Origin of the sequence: Photorhabdus aballayi, from assembly GCF_026153155.1 — a bacterium.
Classification (GTDB): domain Bacteria; phylum Pseudomonadota; class Gammaproteobacteria; order Enterobacterales; family Enterobacteriaceae; genus Photorhabdus; species Photorhabdus luminescens.
The window spans coordinates 46,918-65,749 of sequence record NZ_JAPFCD010000025.1 but is presented as its reverse complement, the minus strand read 5'-3'; the positions used below and the strand labels follow the sequence as shown (position 1 = coordinate 65,749).

The window sequence follows — 18,832 nt, the reverse complement described above, 5'->3', positions numbered from 1 at the left end:
GCTCATTAATGCCTATTGGTCGTGATGGGGGAAATATGAAGACGAAGGGCAATCCTGATTTGTAGATCGGAATACTACAAGGTTTTAAAGACATCCTAAACCAAGCTCACAAAACGGGTAAATAATGGTGATGAGAGTACATCACCTTTATTTCTCGATTACTTTTGTTCCGTAGAATTCATAAGAGTATGATAGGGTTCAACAGGGAATTGGCCGTAGCTATCATTTAATAATTGCTGTTGGCTTGCTTGTTTGATGAGTTTACTTAATTCATCAAGTCTTTGCTGTAGTAGTTTTTTAATCTCATTTTCATTATCTAAAATTATCTGCAAAATGTTGGTCATTTTTTGCTGTAACGAAAGAGAAACGGTCGATGATATTGAAGAGTGGCTGATCACTTCTACTGCTTTGAGGTAGGTGATTTCCATATCAACAAGTTCATCCCATTTTTCATTTTTAGCTAAATTAAGCATTTGCTCACTTAAACTTAGGATCCGTTGGTAAGCTGACAAGAGATCCATTTCATTATCCATTAAACAATATCCTGACTGGCGTTGTAATGAGGGCCAATTTGCCGCCAAGCGTCTGAAATCTCGGTGAGTAATTTTATTACTTCGGTAATGGCTGGCTCATCATTGCGTAAATTAGCGTGGAGTAAACGTTGGGTCATATAGTCGTAAAGGGAAGCGAGATTGTGTGCCAGCTCTCCACCTTTTTCATTATCTAACCCCTGCTTGAGGCCATTATCGATGATATTGATCGCTTTGGAAATAGCTGCGCCTTTTTCCGCGATATTACCTTGTTCCATCAGAATAATTGCTCGACGTAGGGCGCTAAGCGCCCCGTTGAACAAAATCTGAATCAACTGATAGGGGGAGGCGTTCATAATTTCGCTCTCCACATCTATCTGGGCATATAATTGACTTGCCGAACGTTGATACATAATTTCCTTTAATTATCTTATTGTCTGTAGCTGTGATAGGAAGTTACCGGTTTTTCCCAAGGAAGAGACCATTTTATCCAGTTGTGAAAATTGGCGTTTATAACGTTCAATTGTTGCGTTAATATTGTCTTTCGTCCTGTCTACTTGTTTCTCAAGGGTTTTTAGACGCTTGTTAATGCCATTAGTCGCGGTAGCTAAGGTACCTTCATGGCTATCCAGAGCATCTTTTAATAGCTTATGTGTCTGGGTGGCAAAACCCGTTTCTTTACCGTCACCCATAAAGAATGCTTTCACATTAGCCGGTTTTTCTTTTAGATTTTTTTCCAGTTTTTCGTTATCAATTTCCAGCTTGCCATCAAACTTTTGTTTAATGCCCAGTTTATTCAGGGTTGGAATATCATTGACCTTTTGAGAGCTGAAAATTTGGCTTCTTAGCTGGTTCTGTATTCCGCGTAATGTGCTGTCACCTAATAAAGCGCCATTATCTTTCGACGGTTCTTCACCCTGTTTTACTGGCTTATATTTGGTCAGTGAATCAAACGTCGTTTGCAATTCATTATAAGCATCAACCCAGTTTTTAATCGCCTCTTTCATCGGTTCAATATCACGAGATATGACCAGTATTTCTGGCTTATGTTCCCTAGGTTTGTCTTTATCCTCGATCTTTCTTTGGTAATCTTTATCCTCGGTCGTTTTTTTCAGATCCAGCGTAACGCCTTCGGGTGCATCGGTAATATGGTTTGTCTGACGCTCAATTGGGATGTTATTAACGGTTAAGAGGGCATTCTTAGCTTCGACAGTTTGAGTTAATTTACTTGTTGTACCCGGAGTATAGTCTAGAAATTGGCTAAGTTTGTTATCACCTTCAACTTTGATGGTCATTACGGATTCAGTGCCGGCTTTTTTAGCCGTCAGCACTAAATAGTTTTCGCCATCTTTCGCTTTAATAATACTGGCGTTGACATTACCTTCCTGTTTATTAATTGCATCCTTGATCTCAATCATGGATGTTTGTCCGTCTGTCAGCTCGATTTTCATCGGCTTTTTTTCGCCAGGTTGAGTAATGGTGATTGTCCGGGTTTTACCTTCACCCAAAGATTCGCCCATATACTCTTTGATATTACTGACTTTTTCTGTCTGTAATGATTGTGCCTGCGCCAATTGCTTAACTTCAATACTGTAGCTACCTGGGCTGGCTTTAGAATCAGTACTGGCAGTGAATGCATCATGTTTTTCGCTGGCAGTGGTTGTATTAAGTTTATCGAACTTTTTCAGGGATTCAGACGCGGTTTCCAGCTTTTCCAAACTGCTTTTTAATGTGCCAAAAGCCGTTAGCTTACCTTTATAACTGGTTTGCTGTTCTGCCAGAGGGACTAAACGCTTTTGTTCTGCTGCCTGAAGTTTATCCAATATAGAACCAAGATCCATCCCCGACCCGGCGCCTAATGAAGAAATGCTAGCCATTTATTGACTCCTTTATTAGTAAAGCTTTATTGAACCGGTTATCGGTAAGTTTTTAGAAAAGTTTACTAATAAAAATAATTTTTCTATGGTAAGAATAGTCGTGAAGAACCGACGCTGTTTGGCTTATCAGGGCAAAGTGATAAAAAAGAAAAAGTTTTTTCAAGAAAAATTAAAGGTTCTTTGAGGAGCGCCGATAAAACTGTTGGCGGTGGTGAACACCGTGGGTAAAACCCAAACTTATATATCGACTTGATTTTAAAAAGGAACTCTAATTATGGCACAAGTCATCAAATTCAACAGCCTGTCCCAGCTGACTCAGAATAACCTGACCAAATCCCAGGGTACTTTGGGTAACGCTATCGAGCGTCTGTCTTCTGGTCTGCGTATCAACAGTGCCAAGGATGACGCGGCTGGTCAAGCGATCGCTAACCGTTTCACTTCAAATGTTAGAGGTTTGACTCAGGCAGCACGTAACGCTAATGACGGTATCTCTATTGCACAGACTACTGAAGGCGCTCTGAACGAAATTAACACCAACTTACAACGTATTCGTGAACTGGCTGTTCAGGCGAAAAACGAAACCAACTCTGAGAGTGATACCAAATCTATCCAGGAAGAAGTTACTGAGCGTTTAAAGGAAATTGATCGTATTTCTAAACAGACTCAATTTAACGGTGTTCATGTTCTAAGTGAAAAGAACGAAATGACCATTCAGGTTGGTGCTAACGATAACGAAGTTATCAAAATTAATCTGGAAAAAATTGACAGCAATATTCTGGGACTGGGTAAATTCACTGTTTCTAAGGAAGTTCCAAAAGGTGATCCAGTTACTGATATTGATAATGGAGGTAAGAAAAATCCATTAGTTTTCACTGACGCTAGCGTGAAAGATATGAGTAATCACAAAGTAGCTAAAGCTCTTGATGCAGATGGCAATCCTGCTGCTGATAAATTTGTTATTACTGCTACTAATAAGGATGGTAAAGAAGTAACTTACAATGCAACTATTGATAAGGCTACAGGTGTAGTTAAAGCAGATACTACTAAAGAGCTGACTGGCGAAGCATCGAAAGATCCTCTGAAAACTTTGGACAATGCTCTGGCAAAAGTTGACAGCCTGCGCAGTTCTCTGGGTGCTATCCAGAACCGTCTGGAATCTACCGTTAACAACCTGAACAACACGGTTAACAACCTGAGCGCTGCTCGTAGCCGTATCGAAGATGCTGACTATGCGACCGAAGTGTCTAACATGAGCCGTGGTCAAATTCTGCAACAGGCAGGTACTGCGGTTCTGGCTCAGGCTAACCAAATTCCTAATAACGTATTGTCTCTGCTGCGTTAATTGCTCAGCTAGGGCAATATGTGAACCTGATTCACATAAAAATCCAAATAAATCAAGGATCGGCTCGCCGGTCCTTCTTTTTTAGGAGTTTATCAGGAACAGCCTAAAATTTGTGATACTATTAGGCAGACAATAAATTTCGCATAGGTGAAAAAGAAGCGTTTTTACTACATTGTTCAAACGATTGCCCTTGTTAGGGGATTGGATAATGAGGGTTAGTCTCTTTTTCCAAAGGTGTCTGTTGTTGTGAGCGATTTGTATACCGCCGAAGGCGTGATGGACAAAAACAGCCTCTGGAAGCGCTACGTACCATTAGTTCGCCATGAAGCGTTAAGGCTACAAGTTAGGTTACCCGCGTGTGTGGAGCTGGATGATCTACTTCAGGCCGGGGGAATCGGCTTACTAAATGCGGTGGAACGTTTTGATTCCTTACAGGGAACCGCGTTTACCACTTATGCGGTACAACGCATCAGAGGTGCAATGTTGGATGAGTTAAGGAGTCGCGATTGGGCTCCGCGTAGCGTGCGCCGTAATGCGCGCGAAGTGACGCAAATCATCCGAAAACTTGAGCAAGACTTAGGCCGTCCAGCCAGTGAGCAGGAAGTTGCTAAAGAATTAAAGATTGATCTGGTAGAATATCGGCAGATACTGTTAGATACGAATAACAGTCAGTTGTTTTCGTATGACGAATGGCATGAAATGCATGGTGAAAGCTGTGAACCTGTCATTGAAGAAGGGCATGAAACTAATCCCTTACAACAATTGCTGGAAAGTGACATTCGTCAACGGGTAATTGAGGCTATTGATTCGTTACCTGAGCGAGAAAAAATGGTTCTGACGCTGTATTATCAGGAAGAACTTAATCTGAAAGAGATTGGCGCAGTACTTGAAGTCGGGGAGTCCCGTATAAGTCAGCTACACAGCCAAGCGATTAAACGCTTGCGGGCACGCTTAAATCCGGAAAAGTAACTTTTTTGCTTATTTGTTTTTTGTTTAAGACTACACACAGGGCTTATCTCTTATGTCTGTTACAACACAAAAGAAACGGCCGCTCAGCCGTTACATTAAAGACTACAAACATAGTCAAACTCATTGCTTGCATTGTCACAAAGCTCTTGACCGTATCTCTTTGGTTTTTAATGGCCAAGTGATCAACAAAGAGTCCATCTCCGAGATGACGGAGTTGATTGATGACAAGACTTGGGATGAGCTGCAAGATAAATTTGTCGCGTTATGTCGTTTTTGCAGTGAGATTTATTGCAATAGCGAGACAGATTATTTTGACATCATGTCGTTCAAACAGTATCTGTTTGAGCAGACTGAAATGAGTCATAGTACTGTTCGTGAGTATGTGGTTCGTTTACGACGTTTGGATGAATTGCTCACTTCAAGCAATTACCCTGTAAAAGAGTTCACAACAGAGAAAATTCAGGAAAAACTGAGTGAAAAGCTATCACAGTCGGCATTCAGTAACTACAACATTGCTTTGCGCAAGTATGAACAGTATTTGAGCTGGCAGCAGGGCGGTCACTAAGCTGGAAATATAAACAGCAAAGAGATGATTAATTTTGGGGGAACGCATTTTGATGTGTTCCCCTTAGCTCGTTGACAAACTTCGTTAAAAATAATGAGGTTTTTTTCTTTCATGATGAATAATCATGCAACTCATTTTCCTCATTAATCCGGTTTAGTCACCCGTCAGGGCGCTATTTATGCATATTTCATTAATATGGTATTCGCTATGGAAAAAGAAATCTTTGTTTTTAGAGAAGTTAACGTAGAAGATGCAAACAGTCTCATTGTTTTTCTTAATGATTTGGATAACACATCGGAATTTATGTTGCTTGAGCCGGGAGAAAGAAAAACAAGTGCAGAGGAACAGGCAGATATAATAAAAGGATTTGGCAAAGACAGGCAAATGTTAATATGTGAAGATAATAAAAACATTGTTGGATTTATTGTTATATCTAGAGGCGTGTTCAATAGGAACAGGCATCTGGGTTATATTGTTCTTGGAGTAAAAAAAGAATATAGAAACAAAGGTATAGCGAGAACTCTACTCGACAAAGCGCAAGATTGGTCACGGAAAAATGGAATTAGCAGACTTGAGTTAACCGTTGCAATAAAAAATACATTGGCAATAAAGCTGTATTTATCATCAGGTTTTATTTTTTCCGGCATCAGAACTGGCTCACTATTTATAAATGGTGAACTGATAGATGAATACTATATGACTAAAGGAATATCTGATGGGAATTAACAGAGTTTTGGGGTTGATTTCTAATCTAAGGGGAACATATTTTTAATGTGTTCCCCGTAGCTACAGCCGAAATTAACCGATAGTCATCAGACTGGCATTACCTCCTGCCGCCGCTGTATTAATGCTCAATGAGCGTTCATGTAGCAAACGTTCTAACAGCAGATTAGTTTCTCCACGGGCAAAACCTTGTACGGAAATGATAACGCCTTTACGTTGAGCGACTTGTTCGCAAACTTGACGCAGTTGATCAGAGTCGCCGTGGTAAATAACCGCTTCGAATGCCGTATCTTCACTCTGCCAATCTTGAACCAAATGGATTGATTTACGGACGCTATCTGGCAATTGACGAAACAGTTGCTGATGTAGTTCATCATTTTGCCAGAGCAACTGACAGCCCACAGATAATGTTGCTGCCAGTTGGATCAGCGTATCCTGTTGATTATCCGCCAGACACAACACCTGACCACGAGGTAACAGGGTGTAAGTATTGCGTTCGCCTGTCGGCCCAGGTAACAGACGAGTGGTACCACCTTGTGCCAGCAATTTATATTGTTGAACTAACTGATTTAGCTCTTCGTTGTGCTGATTGGCTGCCCATTCGGTTAATGCATCAAAGGGAGCCATCAGCGCTGAACGAACATTAGCATCCAGTGGATATTCAGCATCCTGACGTTCCAACGTTTGGCTGATCGCGTTTTGAGGACGACAAGAGAGCAGACGGTACAAATAGAGTGGGCCGCCTGCTTTCGGTCCGGTACCGGACAAGCCTTCACCACCGAACGGTTGCACGCCAACAACAGCGCCTACCATGTTGCGGTTAACATACAGATTGCCGACTTTCGCTTTAGCTGTGACTTGTGCAATTGTTTCATCAATACGGGTATGGACGCCCAGAGTCAGACCGTAGTTAGAGTTATTAATCTGATCCAGCAAGTTATCCAGTTCATTACGTTTAAAACGAACAACATGCAGAACCGGGCCGAAAATCTCTTGTTTTAATTCATTGAAATTTTCCAATTCAATCAGTGTCGGTTTAACGAAAGTGCCTTGATCCCACTCTTGATTGTCAACCACATTATCTTGTGCGGCCTGATAAATTGTGCGTCCTTTGGTACGCATTGCTTGAATATGGCGATCAATACCCGCTTTGGCTTCCGCATCAATGACTGGGCCGATATCGGTAGACAGGCGTTCAGGATTACCCATCCGGCATTCAGACATAGCGCCTTTCAGCATGGTGAGGGTTCTTTCCGCCACATCATCTTGAATACAGAGGATACGCAAGGCAGAGCAACGTTGACCTGCACTATCAAAAGCAGAAGCGACCACATCCATAACAACTTGTTCTGTTAGCGCGGAAGAGTCGACAATCATGGCGTTCAGACCACCGGTTTCGGCAATCAGAGGAGTTGGGCGCCCTTGTGCATCAAGTCGTCCGGCAATGTTACGTTGTAATAAACTAGCCACTTCAGTGGAGCCAGTAAACATCACGCCTCGTACTCTCTCATCACCCACCAGAAGAGAACCAATGGTTTCACCTCGGCCAGGTAATAATTGCAATGCATCGTGGGGAATACCTGCTTGATGCAGTATTTTGACCGCTGTTGCCGCAATTAATGGGGTCTGTTCCGCTGGTTTTGCTAATACGCTGTTACCGGCAGCCAATGCAGCCGCTATCTGCCCGGTAAAAATGGCTAATGGGAAATTCCACGGGCTGATACAGACAACCGGCCCCAGTGGGCGATGAGTATCATTAGCGAAATCATGGCGAACTTGTCCCGCGTAGTAGTAGAGAAAATCGACCGCTTCGCGTACCTCAGCGATTGCATTGTTAAAGGTTTTGCCGGCTTCCCGAACCAAAATACCTAATAACGGTTGCATCTGGTTTTCCATCAATTCCGCAGCACGAACCAGAATAGCCGCCCGTTCTGATGGCGGTGTCGCAAACCAGATTGCGCCAGCCTCTGTTGCGACATCCAGCGCATGACTGACTTCCTGTTCAGTTGTTTCACGAACATGGCCGACAATATCCGCAGGTGTCGCCGGGTTAATAACCGGTTTGGCGGCCGGTAACTCACCTTGATGGTGATAATTGCCGCCCAGTAGTGGCTCGCTATGCTGTTCTTCGGTAGCAGAACTTAATAGCGCACTGGAAAGAGAAGCCAGACGATGTTCGTTGGCAAGATCCAGACCGGCTGAATTTGCGCGATCTTTGCCATACAGATTATGAGGCAGAGGAATTTTCGGATGTGGAAGACCGATTTGGCCTTCGGTTTCGGCCAGCTTCTGAACCTTTTTCACCGGATCGGCAACCAGTTCATCCAGTGGCAATGTGGTATCGGCGATACGGTTGACGAAAGAGGTGTTAGCGCCGTTCTCCAACAGACGGCGGACCAGATAAGCCAACAGTGTTTCGTGAGTGCCTACTGGCGCATAAATACGGCATGGGCGGTTTAATTTACCATCAGCGATTTTCCCGACCACTTGTTCATACAATGGTTCTCCCATGCCATGCAGGCACTGAAATTCATATTGACCAGGATAATAGTTTTGACCCGCCATATGATAAACAGCAGCTAAAGTATGGGCGTTATGGGTAGCGAACTGAGGATAAATCAGATTGGGTACTGACAATAGTTTGCGGGCGCAAGCCAGATAAGAAACGTCAGTATAAACTTTGCGGGTGTAAACTGGGTAGCCTTCCAGCCCATCGATTTGAGCGCGTTTAATTTCGCTATCCCAGTAAGCGCCTTTTACCAGTCGCACCATCAACCGACGGCGGCTGCGCTGCGCTAAATCAATGACCGCGTCGATAACAAAGGGGCAGCGCTTCTGATAAGCCTGAATAACGAAGCCAATGCCATTCCAGCCAGCCAGTTGTGGTTCAAAACAGAGTTTCTCCAACAGATCGAGTGAAATTTCCAGACGATCCGCTTCTTCGGCATCGATATTGATACCAACATCATATTGGCGTGCTTGTAATGTCAGGGAAAGCAGGCGTGGATATAGCTCGTCCATGACGCGTTCATATTGAGCACGGCTATAACGCGGGTGCAGAGCGGATAGCTTAATGGAAATGCCGGGGCCTTCATAAATACCACGGCCGTTAGATGCCTTACCGATAGCATGAATTGCTTGTTGGTAGGAAACCATATAATTCTGAGCATCTTCCTCAGTTAAAGCGGCTTCGCCTAGCATGTCATAGGAGTAACGGAATCCTTTTTCTTCCAGCTTACGTGCGCTTGCCAGCGCTTGAGCGATAGTTTCTCCGGTCACAAACTGCTCACCCATCAGGCGCATTGCCATATCTACGCCTTTACGCACTAATGGTTCGCCACTCTTACTGATAATGCGATTCAGCGAAGTGGAGAGTTTGGCCTCGTTGTGGGTAGAAACTAGTTTGCCGGTAAACAATAGCCCCCAGGTTGCTGCATTGACAAACATGGATGAACTTTGGCCCAGATGGGAATGCCAGTTGCCGTTGCTGATTTTGTCGCGGATCAGCGCGTCGCGAGTGGCTTTATCAGGGATACGGAGCAAGGCTTCCGCAAGACACATTAACGCAACGCCTTCCTGAGATGAAAGCGAGAACTCCTGTAATAACCCTTGGACCAGACCTGAACGACCGATGCTGTTTTTCTGGTTACGCAATTTTTCTGCAATGCCGTAAGCCAGCTTATGAGTCGCTTGTGCTTGATCTTCTGGCAATTGCGCCTGTTGTAGCAGCATGGGAACGGCTTGTGTTTCTGGCAGGCGATAGGCAGCAGTAATTGCGGAACGTTTTACTGATTGAGGCAGGATATGTTCTGCGAAGTCGAGGAAAGGTTGATGAGAAGAATCTATTACCGTTTCTTCTGCGATTATCTTCTCTTCTTTAATATCCTGACTAGCAGAAAGTTCAGCGATCTGTTCACCATTTTCAAGACGTTCAAGATAATTAAAAATAGCTTGTTTAATCAGCCAATGTGGAGTGCGGTCAATCCGTTGCGCAGCGGCTTTAATGCGGTCACGTGTGGCTTCATCAAGCTTCACGCCCATTGTTGTACTACCCATCCTTGCTCCTTAATAGGTAAGGTTTATCTAAGTTGCACGATAATATCTGACATGTTGCAACTTTGTGCAACCTTATGAGAATTGCTTGTTTTATTTTTGTGAAATTAATCTAGTTATTATAATCAGGTGGATATATTTATTTTTGTGACTTTATTTGATTGATACACATTGGTTTAATATTTTATGGCTAACATAGGGGGGTAACCCTGAAATGGTTAAAAAGTGTAATTTTTAAATCAAATAAATGTGATTCAGTAGACGTTTCTTGTAAAAAACGGCGTTAATTAGTTGTTAAATTGCCTAATGCTAATCTAGGATTCACTGTAACTTTCTAATTGGTTACAAAAATAATTATTTCAATTTAGAATTATGGACCATTTTTAGGTGCAATCAGGTGCAACGTTCCTGAACCTGACAGGGAAAACTCTGTATACCCAGGAGAACTGCGGCTTTGCAAAACAGAGATAACACTATGGAGAACTTGCATGACAGTAAATACACCAATGCTAATCACCTTTATTGTCTACATTGCTGGAATGTTGTTGATAGGCTTTTTGGCTTATCGCTCAACCAAGAATTTTGATGATTATATTTTGGGAGGAAGGCGATTAGGTAGCATGGTAACGGCGTTGTCTGCCGGCGCTTCGGATATGAGCGGCTGGTTACTAATGGGCTTACCTGGCGTCGTCTATTTCGCGGGGATTTCAGAAAGCTGGATAGCCATTGGCCTCTCTTTAGGCGCTTACCTGAACTGGAAATTGGTGGCAGGCAGGCTGCGAATCCAGACGGAAGTTAATAATAATGCGCTAACATTGCCGGACTATTTCACCAGTCGTTTTGACGATAGCAGTAAAATCCTACGTATTATTTCCGCGCTGGTTATTCTGACTTTCTTCACTATCTATTGTGCTTCTGGCGTGGTTGCCGGAGGATTGTTATTTGAAAGTACGTTCGGTATTAGTTACCAGAAAGCCATGTGGCTTGGTGCAGCCGCAACGATTGCCTACACTTTCTTAGGCGGCTTTCTGGCGGTGAGTTGGACAGATACGGTTCAGGCTTCATTAATGATCTTTGCGCTTATCTTGACCCCGATTATCGTTATTTTCTCTGTGGGGGGCATTGATACCTCTCTGGCTCTGATAGCAGCGAAAAGCCCAGCTTATATGGATATGTTTAAAGGGCTGAACTTTATTGCCATTATCTCGCTGTTAGGTTGGGGGTTAGGTTATTTTGGTCAGCCACACATTCTGGCGCGTTTTATGGCGGCAGATTCCCATCATACTATCCGCAAAGCTCGTCGTATCAGTATGACTTGGATGGTGTTATGTTTGGCAGGCACTATTGCTGTCGGTTTCTTCGGTATTGCTTATTTTGAAATGTATCCTGAACTGTCCGGCCCGGTCACAGCCAACCGTGAGCGTATCTTTATGGAATTGGCGGTTATTCTGTTTAATCCGTGGATAGCAGGCATTTTACTATCCGCTATTTTGGCCGCGGTGATGAGTACCTTAAGCTGTCAGTTGCTGGTGTGTGCAAGTGCTTTGACGGAAGATCTTTATAAACCCTTTATCCGTAAATCGGCCAGCCAGAAAGAGTTAGTGTGGGTGGGGCGTTTCATGGTGTTGCTGGTGGCGGTTATCGCGATGGTGATAGCAACCAATCCGGACAATAAAGTACTGGCTTTGGTAAGTAATGCTTGGGCGGGATTTGGTGCTGCGTTCGGTCCGGTCGTACTGATTTCTGTTATCTGGAAACGTATGACACGTAATGGCGCATTAGCGGGAATGTTGGTAGGGGCCGTCACGGTATTGGTGTGGATGAAGTACCAGTGGTTTGCGTTGTATGAAATTATTCCTGGTTTTATCTTAGCTTCTATTGCGATCGTGATTGTGAGCTTGTTGGGTAAAGCGCCGAGCAGCGCCGCGCAACAGCGTTTTATTGATGCTGAGGCGCAATATAAGACTAAATGAGTTGAAGTAAGGTAAATTGAAATAAAGGTAAAAAAGCGTGAAGGCGAAACGCCTTCACCAGACTGCCGACAAACCTCGTTTAAAATAGCGAGGTTTGTTTTTTTTATCATGAAAAATCATCGATCATTTTTCCCGGTTTTGTCTTTGCTGTACGGCGTCGCTTCCACATCAAAGATTTTTGGATACCAGTGATTTTGAGCAATACATCAGGAGAATGATCGGCGGTCAATATTGTCATGCTTTCACCTCTGGATATTCAGTAGTAAGCAGAGAGCAATAATCTTGATAAAACACATCATATAATGCGGCCGTTTCGGGGGTTGGAACGGTGCGGGTTTCTTCATCAAGATGAACAAAATATTGGCAAATATGGATGAGCTGCGCTTGTTTATCTTTCTCTTCTGTCAAGGAATCACACCACATAGCTTGAATAGCTGCGCCCAATGCGGCGGTTTCTTGATGAGTGACACAAATAACAGGCGTATTCATGATATCCGCCACAATTTGTCGCCATTTTTTACTGCGAGCGCCGCCGCCAGTCAAACGGATCTCGTTAATTTCAATCCCTTGTTTGCGAAATAATTCAATACCAAAACGTAGCCCATATGTGGCGCTTTCAACTACAGCCAAAATAAAATTTTGCTGATTCATATTGCTAGTATCCAGGTTATGGATACTCGCTTTGGCATGGGGGAGTGGCGGAACACGTTCACCATTAAAAAACGGTAGCATCATCAAACCATTAGCACCGGGTTTGCTTGGGTTCAATATGTCATTAAAAGCCTGAATATCCATATTAAACAGCTTTTGAATAGTGGTTGTCGCTGAAGTTACATTCATCGTGCAAATCAATGGCAGCCATCCATTATTAGAGGAACAGAAACCAGCGATCATTTCAGAATCAGCGACAATCGGTTTGTCAGAGTAAGTGAATAGAGTGCCAGAGGTGCCTAAACTCATGGTCGTGATGCCTGGAATGATATTGCCCGTTCCAATTGCAGCCATCATATTATCGCCCCCGCCAGACGCAACTTTGGTTGTCGGTGAAAGCCCTAACTTTTTTGCTATTTCCGGCCTTACTGTACCAATACAGGTCTCAGCAGAAACCAATTCAGGCAGTGCATTCCAAAGACGGCCATCCGGATCAATTAATTGGACAATCTGATTATCCCATTCGCGTTTACGAATATTTAGTAATCCGGTTCCTGAGGCATCGCCATATTCAGCAACTAATCTGCCTGTTAGCCAATAATTGAGATAATCATGAGGTAATAAAACGGCGTTCAGTTTTGACCATAACTCAGGATGGTATTTTTTGAACCAAAGAATTTTAGATGCGGTATAACCTGTCTGCGGCATTAACCCGATTTGTGTTAAAGCGGCTTTCGTACCACCGAGCGCATCAAGAATTTCCTGATTTTCTACAGCAGTTTCAGTGTCACACCAGAGTTTTACCGGTGCTAAAACATGACCTTCTGCATCCAGAGGAACAAAACCGTGCTGTTGGCCTGATACGGCAAGAGCGACAATTTCTGTACCAGAAATTCCTGCTTGCTTGATCGCTTGAGCAAAGGCATTTTCCAGTGCTTCTGTCCACCACTGAACTTGTTGTTCACGACGGCCGTTTGAATCGCTAATTATCGGGTGAGGCGAGCTGCCTTCACCCAAAATATGCGCTTTTTGGCTATCGACAATAATGACTTTAGTACTTTGTGTACCGCAATCGATACCAGCATAGAGCGCCATATGTTACTCCATTTCCAACATAATTTTGATGTCTGTCGGACGACCCTCCGCAGCTCGTTCGTAAGCTTGAACGCTGTCTTTAAATTTATAGGTTGCGGATAATAGAGGGGTTACCTTGAGCTTGCCAGCGCTAAGTAAACGAATAGTACGAGGGTACATATTTGCGTAGCGGAAAATCGTTTTGAATGTGATCTCTTTAGCTTGAGCAGAGACAATATCAAATGGCGCCGGATCGATAGGCATGCCGACCAGTACAGCTATTCCTCCCGGTGCAATATGCTCTGAAATAGTGGCAATGACGGATTTTGCGCCACTACATTCAAAGAGAATATTGACGCCATTACCATCGGTTAATGTATTAACTTTTTCAGCAAGTACTTTGCTATTAACCGGGTGGAGACCTGGATACTGTTTTGCAATTTCCAATTTTTCATCGAACACATCACAAATAATGACATCAGAACAACCACCGGCTAATGCAGCAAGTGCGGTAACAATTCCGATCGTGCCAGCGCCAATAACTAATGCGATATCTCCTGGTTTAATTTCTGCTTTTGTGGCTGCTTGCATACCGATAGATAATGGTTCAACCATTGCGCCTTCGGCAAAACTGACATTATCCGGTAATTTGAACGTAAATGCTGCCGGGTGAATAACTCTTTCACGTAAGCAGCCGTCAATAGGGGGCGTCGCCCAGAAACGGACATCTGGATCTAAGTTATAAATACCTGCTCGTGATTGTGGTGATTGCAGATTAGGAATTCCAGGTTCCATACAGACACGATCGCCGATTTTTAAGTGAATCACATTTTTACCTACTGCGGTGATTACACCGGATGCTTCGTGCCCGAGGATCATCGGCTTTTCGACAATAAATGGCCCAATACGCCCGTATTGGTAATAATGTACATCGCTGCCGCAAATTCCCACCGAGTGAATTTTTATTTCAACATCATTTTCACCCAGTATTTCGGGGTCTTCCCAGTCTTGAATTGAAATCTGACCTGCTTTTTCTAATACTAATGCCTTCATGATACGTCCTCTTATTTTGATATTACCGATATCATTTATTTGGGAGGATGTTAGATCGAAAATTATTATATTTATGTGATTTAAGTTAAGGTCTTATTCAATGGTGATGTTTTGGTGTCAATGTTAAAAAGAGAATTGTTCACTTGGTCACTCTTTTTGACATGTATATTATATTGAGAAAATAATAGTTTTTTTGCAAAAGGGATATTCAACTCAAGAGTAAAGCATTTGGATATTTGAATTCGATATATACCCTTCATCTTTCAAGCTGCTGCTTTGTTGGCTGCTTTCACTCACCCCAATCACATAGTTATCTATGCTCCTGGGGATTCGTTCACTTGCCGCCGCGCTGCAACTCGAAATCTATTAGGTATAATGTCGTGATACGACGTTTTTTGCGTGACTGAATTGGTTTAAATGATTATATAATTATAACGTTTATTAGAGATTAAAATTGACGGTTCATCGTCCACAGAAAGCCACTTTTGAGAGTGTAGCAGCTATTGCTAACATGGAATAATAAAGCACAAGAATTTTAGTCATATCGCTAAAAAAGACCTGTGGAGTATTATTCCAACAGGTCATATAGATGAAATTTGAATGAGTTAGCTGTACAAACGTGTTCTACGTTTTTTTACAATTTGAAAACCGATAATTAAGATCAGGAACCAAACCGGTGTGATGATTAATGCTTGGCGGGTATCATCCCGTAAAGTGAGTAATATCAGAACAAATGCAAAAAATGCCAGACAGACCCATGACATGATAATGCCGAATGGCATTTTATAGGTTGAAGCCTTATGTAATGCCGGGCGACGTTTCCGGTAAACCAGATATGAGCTTAGGATCATACTCCAGATAAACATAAATAGAATGGCTGAAACGGTGGTTACTAGGGTAAACACGTGCATAACATCAGGAATTAAATAAATCAGCACTACACCACAGGATAAACATAGACAGGTGAAAATTAATCCTGATGCAGGTACAGAACGGCGTGAAAGGCGGCCGAATTGCTGTGGCGCATCACCTTCTTTTGCTAATCCAAATAACATGCGGCTGGTGGAGAAAACACCACTGTTTGCTGAAGAAGCGGCAGAAGTTAATACCACAAAGTTCACGATACTGGCGGCTGCGGGTAAACCGATTAGAACAAACAGCTCAACAAAAGGGCTTTTGTCTGCAATGATTGAACGCCACGGTGTGACTGACATAATAATTATCAGCGCCAGCACGTAAAAGGTGATAATACGAATCGGGATGGCATTAATAGCTCTGGGAAGCGATTTCATTGGATCTTTAGTTTCTGCGGCGGCAGTACCCACTAATTCAATGCCCACAAAGGCGAATATGGCTATTTGAAATCCAGCGAAAAATCCGCTTAATCCTTTGGGAAAGAATCCACCATCATTCCATATATTTGCCAGAGAAGCGGTATGACCGGCTGGAGATTGAAAATGCATGCTAATCAGAACCGCGCCTGTTGTGATTAAAGCGATAATGGCAACGATTTTTATCATCGCGAACCAGAATTCCATTTCCCCGAATAATTTCACTGTAGCCAAATTAAGGGAGAGCAATAGTAAAACACAGAGCAGGGATGTGAGCCATTGTGGAAAATCCGGTTGCCAATAGCTGATATAGGAAGTGATTGCGACCACATCGGCGATACCGGTAATAACCCAACAGAACCAGTAAGTCCAGCCGACGAAAAAACCAGCCCAGGGCCCGAGCAAATCGGCGGAGAAATCACTGAATGATTTATAATTCAGGTTCGAAAGCAATAGCTCACCCATTGCGCGCATCACAAAGAACAGCATGAAACCGATAATCATATAAACGAATATGATCGATGGTCCGGCGAGAGAGATTGTTTTCCCTGAGCCCATAAACAGGCCGGTGCCGATGGCGCCGCCAATAGCGATAAGTTGTATATGCCGGTTGCTTAGATGGCGTTGCAACTGCGTTTCCCCGGTTTCAGCGGAAAGTGAAGTGTGTATATTTTCTGCCATAGTATATAGTATCCAATATTTTCTTAGGTAAATTGTTACGGCTCTTTAAGTGGCCTTATATATGATGATGTTTGCGAAAAATATTGTGACACAGATTACTATAGTAATAACAGTCTGATCTCACTTTAAAAACAAATTGGTTACATTTTAACTTGTTAATGCTGTTGGAATTGAGTATGAATTATTCGTTCAGAAAAAAATGGTCATAATATATTGACGACAGCTTTGTATAGGGGAATAATTATGCACATTGGGTTGTTAGCTCAGTCGGCAGAGCAGTTGACTCTTAATCAATTGGTCCGGGGTTCGAGCCCCCGACAACCCACCAATCAAATTAGTGAATTGTGAAGATTTCACTGACAACTTATTTTTCTATGTAACTTATTCATGTCATAATCATATCAGGTCTGATTTAATATTCTTTGCATCTTCTTAAGATGATTTGGCGATAAATACACATATTTTCTGAGTTTCGCTTTTAGTGATTATTTCTTGTTTTATATTGTTAATAGAAATAAAAATCAAAAAAAATGCCAATAAAAATATATCTAAATCATATATATTCAACATTTGAAAATTATTTTTCTTTCATCCCTTAAATTTCTTTCTATGATTTTTTCTGATAATGCTCACTGGGCTTATTCGAAATATTTATGACGATTTACTGTTTTGAAAAATCACCAAAGTTGTCAATTAAATAGAATATTCAACCTTGGTGATGATACATTGCTCATTGATTAAGATTAGAAACGGTAGCCGACAGTTATATTAAAACCGTTAGTAGATGTATGATCTTTCTCGTTCCCATCTTTAATACTAAAACGGCTACCTTCATAACCGGCAGTAATTGAGGTGTTGGTTGTTGGATTTACAATAAAACCAAATCCCCAACCTAAAGCGTTTTTGCTTGCTTCTTCCTTTTCGATATATCCGGTACGGTAGTGTGTGGAAGGACGATAATGAGTAGAAGATTTTGCATTAATCCTAGATAATCCCAGTTGACCATATAAGCTAATATAATCATTAACCCTATAGGTTGGGCCCGCCATTAAGGAATAGTACTTGATATCATCTTTTGAGTGGTAATTCTCTGTTTTCTCTTTTTCATCTCCTTTAGCAAAGGTAAATGATGATAATAGCCCCCATTGATCATCAAGCTCATATCGGTAACTTAATGTTGCACCATTTAATGCGCTTGCATCTTGTGGTTTCACATAGGCGTATCCGATTGAAGCTGTATGTTGTTCTGCTTGAGCAGGCAAAGCTATCGCAGATACAGAAAAGATAACTCCACAGCTTAATAACAATTTTCTTAATAACAACTTTTGCATTTCATTACACTCTATATACTTCATACTTCTAAAATAAACGACTTTATAACTCATTTAAACGATTTGCTTATCAGCAGTTGTGATGAATATCATAACTTACACCATTAGTATATATTTTTTGATTTAATTTAGATGTTCTTTTCAAATAATTACATTATTACTGGTTTTTTAAGGATAGAAATAGTGATAAAAAATCCCAGTAAAAATGTGAAAATAATAAGTGGTTATTGCGGTCGATAGATATTATCTCTACTGTTGCAATATTTATTTAATAAGGCTGGATTTTGTAGAAAATGGAATTCAGCCTTTATCATTCTGTTTGATACTGACTCTACACCTTACTTTAGCTGGGCTAGGGAATGCATCAATGTATACCCGTTATCTTTCAAGTTGCCTCTTTGTTGGCTGCACTCTCTCACCCCGGTCACATAGTTATCTATGCTCCCGGGGATTCGCTCCCTTGCCGTCGCGATGCATCTTGAAATCCATAGGGTATATCTGATTGTGAAAAGTATAATTTAATTATTTTGAGCATATAAGCTTGCCAAGGATCATCGGCTTGATATGGTCAAAAACAAGATACAAAAACAAGATAGTAGTACGGTAGAGTCCGGTGTTAAATTTCTGTGGCGACTAACTATCGCCACTTAAAACTCACCATCGCCATTTAAAACAGGGC

At 42.1% G+C, this 18,832-nt stretch carries 14 protein-coding genes and 1 tRNA gene; 6 read left to right on the top strand and 9 right to left on the bottom strand.

All coding sequences use genetic code 11. From position 1 onward, the window contains the following. Positions 1-158 precede the first annotated feature (158 nt). Genes fliT through fliD form a run of 3 tightly spaced genes read right to left on the bottom strand, consistent with a single transcriptional unit; the run spans position 159 to position 2,407 of the window. On the bottom strand, positions 159-533 hold the full coding sequence (gene fliT, locus OO184_RS13720) for a flagella biosynthesis regulatory protein FliT (RefSeq protein ID WP_088371889.1): 375 nt from the start codon (positions 531-533) through the stop codon (positions 159-161). After that, complete coding sequence (gene fliS / locus OO184_RS13715; protein ID WP_036775505.1) at positions 533-943, bottom strand: flagellar export chaperone FliS; 411 nt, start codon at positions 941-943, stop codon at positions 533-535. Before fliS ends, fliT begins: the two co-directional genes overlap by 1 nt. Positions 944-955: 12 nt before the next feature. Next, positions 956-2,407, bottom strand: a complete 1,452-nt coding sequence (gene fliD / locus OO184_RS13710; protein ID WP_265379667.1) for a flagellar filament capping protein FliD — start codon at positions 2,405-2,407, stop codon at positions 956-958. 274 nt (positions 2,408-2,681) lie between these two features. Here fliD and OO184_RS13705 point away from each other — a divergent pair, with 274 nt between their 5' ends. The 4 genes from OO184_RS13705 (at position 2,682) to OO184_RS13690 (ending at position 6,009) form a co-directional block, all read left to right on the top strand. Beyond that, complete coding sequence (locus OO184_RS13705) at positions 2,682-3,749, top strand: FliC/FljB family flagellin (RefSeq protein ID WP_265379666.1); 1,068 nt, start codon at positions 2,682-2,684, stop codon at positions 3,747-3,749. 246 nt (positions 3,750-3,995) lie between these two features. Further along, on the top strand, positions 3,996-4,718 hold the full coding sequence (locus tag OO184_RS13700) for an RNA polymerase sigma factor FliA (RefSeq protein ID WP_049582169.1): 723 nt from the start codon (positions 3,996-3,998) through the stop codon (positions 4,716-4,718). 52 nt (positions 4,719-4,770) lie between these two features. Continuing rightward, the gene (gene fliZ, locus OO184_RS13695) at positions 4,771-5,283 is read left to right on the top strand and encodes a flagella biosynthesis regulatory protein FliZ (protein WP_011146218.1); all 513 of its coding nucleotides are present in this window, start codon (positions 4,771-4,773) and stop codon (positions 5,281-5,283) included. A gap of 207 nt (positions 5,284-5,490) precedes the next feature. Then, positions 5,491-6,009, top strand: coding sequence for a GNAT family N-acetyltransferase (locus tag OO184_RS13690; protein ID WP_265379665.1), 519 nt, complete (start codon positions 5,491-5,493; stop codon positions 6,007-6,009). 72 nt (positions 6,010-6,081) lie between these two features. Here OO184_RS13690 and putA read toward each other — a convergent pair whose 3' ends face one another. Beyond that, positions 6,082-10,062: a trifunctional transcriptional regulator/proline dehydrogenase/L-glutamate gamma-semialdehyde dehydrogenase gene (gene putA, locus OO184_RS13685; protein ID WP_265379664.1), complete on the bottom strand. Its 3,981-nt coding sequence runs from the start codon at positions 10,060-10,062 to the stop codon at positions 6,082-6,084. A gap of 485 nt (positions 10,063-10,547) precedes the next feature. Here putA and putP point away from each other — a divergent pair, with 485 nt between their 5' ends. Next, positions 10,548-12,032, top strand: a complete 1,485-nt coding sequence (putP, locus tag OO184_RS13680) for a sodium/proline symporter PutP (RefSeq protein WP_265379663.1) — start codon at positions 10,548-10,550, stop codon at positions 12,030-12,032. 106 nt (positions 12,033-12,138) lie between these two features. Here the strand turns inward: putP and OO184_RS13675 are convergent, their stop codons facing one another. The 4 genes from OO184_RS13675 to cycA form a co-directional block, all read right to left on the bottom strand. Next, positions 12,139-12,270, bottom strand: a complete 132-nt coding sequence (locus OO184_RS13675; protein WP_265379662.1) for a hypothetical protein — start codon at positions 12,268-12,270, stop codon at positions 12,139-12,141. After that, entirely contained in the window at positions 12,267-13,778 is a 1,512-nt protein-coding gene (xylB, locus tag OO184_RS13670) for a xylulokinase (protein ID WP_265379661.1), read from the bottom strand. The genes OO184_RS13675 and xylB overlap by 4 nt, the downstream gene beginning before the upstream one ends. Positions 13,779-13,781: 3 nt before the next feature. Continuing rightward, entirely contained in the window at positions 13,782-14,810 is a 1,029-nt protein-coding gene (locus OO184_RS13665; RefSeq protein WP_265379660.1) for an NAD(P)-dependent alcohol dehydrogenase, read from the bottom strand. 605 nt (positions 14,811-15,415) lie between these two features. Beyond that, positions 15,416-16,822, bottom strand: coding sequence for a D-serine/D-alanine/glycine transporter (gene cycA / locus OO184_RS13660; protein WP_265379659.1), 1,407 nt, complete (start codon positions 16,820-16,822; stop codon positions 15,416-15,418). 252 nt (positions 16,823-17,074) lie between these two features. Between cycA and OO184_RS13655 the strand changes: the two genes are divergently transcribed. Further along, positions 17,075-17,150 (top strand) — tRNA-Lys (locus OO184_RS13655). Positions 17,151-17,565: 415 nt separating this feature from the next. Here OO184_RS13655 and OO184_RS13650 read toward each other — a convergent pair. Continuing rightward, positions 17,566-18,153 (bottom strand): Ail/Lom family outer membrane beta-barrel protein, encoded by a 588-nt coding sequence (locus tag OO184_RS13650; protein ID WP_265379658.1) that lies wholly within the window; start codon positions 18,151-18,153, stop codon positions 17,566-17,568. Between the last annotated feature and the right edge of the window lie 679 nt (positions 18,154-18,832).

Bases quoted from the DNA above. Each gene is read 5' to 3' on its own strand.
- fliZ (WP_011146218.1), top strand. From the start codon at position 4,771: ATGTCTGTTACAACACAAAAGAAACGGCCGCTCAGCCGTTACATTAAA.
- putP (WP_265379663.1), top strand. From the start codon at position 10,548: ATGACAGTAAATACACCAATGCTAATCACCTTTATTGTCTACATTGCT.
- xylB (WP_265379661.1), bottom strand. From the start codon at position 13,778: ATGGCGCTCTATGCTGGTATCGATTGCGGTACACAAAGTACTAAAGTC.
- OO184_RS13665 (WP_265379660.1), bottom strand. From the start codon at position 14,810: ATGAAGGCATTAGTATTAGAAAAAGCAGGTCAGATTTCAATTCAAGAC.
- putA (WP_265379664.1), bottom strand. From the start codon at position 10,062: ATGGGTAGTACAACAATGGGCGTGAAGCTTGATGAAGCCACACGTGAC.
- fliD (WP_265379667.1), bottom strand. From the start codon at position 2,407: ATGGCTAGCATTTCTTCATTAGGCGCCGGGTCGGGGATGGATCTTGGT.
- OO184_RS13675 (WP_265379662.1), bottom strand. From the start codon at position 12,270: ATGACAATATTGACCGCCGATCATTCTCCTGATGTATTGCTCAAAATC.
- OO184_RS13705 (WP_265379666.1), top strand. From the start codon at position 2,682: ATGGCACAAGTCATCAAATTCAACAGCCTGTCCCAGCTGACTCAGAAT.
- OO184_RS13690 (WP_265379665.1), top strand. From the start codon at position 5,491: ATGGAAAAAGAAATCTTTGTTTTTAGAGAAGTTAACGTAGAAGATGCA.
- fliS (WP_036775505.1), bottom strand. From the start codon at position 943: ATGTATCAACGTTCGGCAAGTCAATTATATGCCCAGATAGATGTGGAG.
- OO184_RS13650 (WP_265379658.1), bottom strand. From the start codon at position 18,153: ATGCAAAAGTTGTTATTAAGAAAATTGTTATTAAGCTGTGGAGTTATC.
- fliT (WP_088371889.1), bottom strand. From the start codon at position 533: ATGGATAATGAAATGGATCTCTTGTCAGCTTACCAACGGATCCTAAGT.
- cycA (WP_265379659.1), bottom strand. From the start codon at position 16,822: ATGGCAGAAAATATACACACTTCACTTTCCGCTGAAACCGGGGAAACG.